A 2,181-nucleotide genomic window follows, 5' to 3' on the forward strand; every position below is an offset into this window, starting at 1 on the left:
AAATGGTATCTTCAATTTGTTTTTCTGTTATCATAAAATCACATAATTGAGTTAAAGAAAAATAATTAATTTTTAAATTTTTTAAATAATCTATATAAAATATTTAATTTATTTATTTAAATAATTTATTAAAATTTATAAAAATAGATATTAAAAATAAAATAATTAAAATAAAATTAGAAAATTGAATAATAAAATTAAAAAATAAAAAGAATTTAAAAAATAAAAAAAGAAAGGATTAAGATTATTTCAATAAAGTTTGAACTTTCTTAAATCCTTCAGTGATTTTTTCTTGCTTATCATGAATTATCTTTTCTGTATCATTTGTGAGTGCATGTGTTGGACAAGCTTCAACGCATTGTTGAGTGTCGTAATCTGCACAGAGATCACATTTGGTAGCCTGACCTATTTCATTAATGGTGACGGCTCCAATGGGACATACACTGTGACATAATCCACAACCAATACATTTATCCTGCTTAATTGTAATAGCTCCACCTAAAGCTACAATAGCTCCTTTTGGACATACAGCAAGACAAGGTGCTTTTTCAGGACTGCAATGCATACAGAATAAAGGGACACCATCATGAACACGAATTGCATTGTTAGGACAATTACGTTCACAAAGTCCACAATCTACACAAAGTTCTGGGTTAACTTTTAATTCATCCATTTCAACACCTCTATTCTCCATCTAATGGTTTTCTAGCTCTTGTATCAGTTGTTATGACACTGAGAAGACCTTTTTTCTTAGCCGGTTTATCCAAGCCATAGATTTTTTCAATGTGTTCTCTTTGTTTCCTCTTAATGACATTTGCAATGTCATGAACTGCAATAGCTCTTTTGGAACAAGCTTTAACACATGCAGGACCTTCTTCTCTGTCTGCACAATGATTGCACTTATGAGCATTGCTATACTCAATGGAAATTGCACCAAACGGACAAGCCATTGCACAGAAACCACAAGCAATACATTTAGTTACATCTACTCCTAAATTGCTCATTGCACCTGTTGGACAAATAATCTCACAAGGAGCATCCTCACATTGCTGACAACGAATAGGGAAATAGGATCCGTCTAATTCATGAATAGTGATTCTAGGAACTCCATGGACTCCTTCACATGCTTTTTCGCAATCCTGGCATCCATCACATAATTCATTATCTACTATTAATTTCTCCAATAGAGACCCTCCTTAGATACCTAATTCTTCACATTGATTGTCAACGAATTCTTGGATTTCATTAATTTGTTCTTCTTTAAGATGTTTGAATCTTTTTTGAGCGGATAAGTATTCCACTACAGGTTTTCTTTCTTGAGGTCTGTAAGTTACTCTGAATTCACCGTTTTCAATTTCAAATAATCCCCATGCTCCGGTTTCGACTGCAAGTCTACCTAATTTAATGGTGTGTTCAGGTTTGAATCCCCAACCGGTAGTACATGGTTGTTGCAAGTGAATGTAAGCAGGACCTTTGGTTTCAGCTGCCTTTTTGACCTTTTTCATAAAGTCTTCAGGATATGAAATTGATGCTGTAGCTACATATGGAATTCCATGAGCTGCCATAATGAAAGCCATGTTTTTCTTAGGCTTATCTTCACCAAAGCTTAAGTTACCTGCTGGTGAAGTAGTTGTTGATGCACCATAAGGGGTAGCTCCACTTCTTTGAATACCAGTGTTCATGTAAGCTTCGTTATCGTAACAGATATAGGTTATATCGTGACCTCTTTCCATTGCACCGGATAATGATTGGATACCGATATCAGCAGTACCACCGTCACCACCGAAAGCAACAATGTTAACATCTTCTTTACCTTGAGCTTTCAATGCTCTTTCTACACCGGAAGCCACTGCACCTGCATTTTCAAAAGCAACGTGGATCCATGGGACTTCCCATGCGGTTTCAGGATAAGGGGATGTCATAACATCCAAACAACCAGTTGCACAAGCTACCACAGTGTTTCTGCCTAATGCCTTAAGAGCAAGCCTTACAGCAATAGCTGCTCCGCAACCAGCACAACCTCTGTGACCTGGTGCTAATAATTCTTCTTCAGGAAATTCCATATTATTCATCCTCCTTTAAGCCTAACCAAGTAACTTCTTTTACTGGATTTTTAGTTAATTCTACAGCTTCTTCAATGTATTCAGGAACTACGTCTCTTCCACCTAATCCTAAAATGAA

General features: G+C 35.7%; 3 protein-coding genes. All 3 read right to left on the reverse strand.

Annotated elements, in window-relative coordinates; genetic code table 11:
• Nucleotides 1-244: 244 nt before the first annotated feature.
• The 3 genes from ACKI5C_RS09715 to porB are packed head-to-tail and all read right to left on the reverse strand — an operon-like array spanning nucleotide 245 to nucleotide 2,063.
• Nucleotides 245-673, reverse strand: a complete 429-nt coding sequence (locus ACKI5C_RS09715) for a 4Fe-4S dicluster domain-containing protein (RefSeq protein WP_407432925.1) — start codon at nucleotides 671-673, stop codon at nucleotides 245-247.
• Between the two features lie 10 nt (nucleotides 674-683).
• Nucleotides 684-1,184: a 4Fe-4S dicluster domain-containing protein gene (locus tag ACKI5C_RS09720; RefSeq protein WP_407432926.1), complete on the reverse strand. Its 501-nt coding sequence runs from the start codon at nucleotides 1,182-1,184 to the stop codon at nucleotides 684-686.
• Between the two features lie 12 nt (nucleotides 1,185-1,196).
• Nucleotides 1,197-2,063, reverse strand: coding sequence for a pyruvate synthase subunit PorB (gene porB, locus ACKI5C_RS09725; RefSeq protein ID WP_407432927.1), 867 nt, complete (start codon nucleotides 2,061-2,063; stop codon nucleotides 1,197-1,199).
• Nucleotides 2,064-2,181: the final 118 nt, after the last annotated feature.

Origin of the sequence: Methanobrevibacter sp. (assembly GCF_045646045.1) — an archaeon.
Taxonomy (GTDB): Archaea; Methanobacteriota; Methanobacteria; order Methanobacteriales; family Methanobacteriaceae; genus Methanocatella.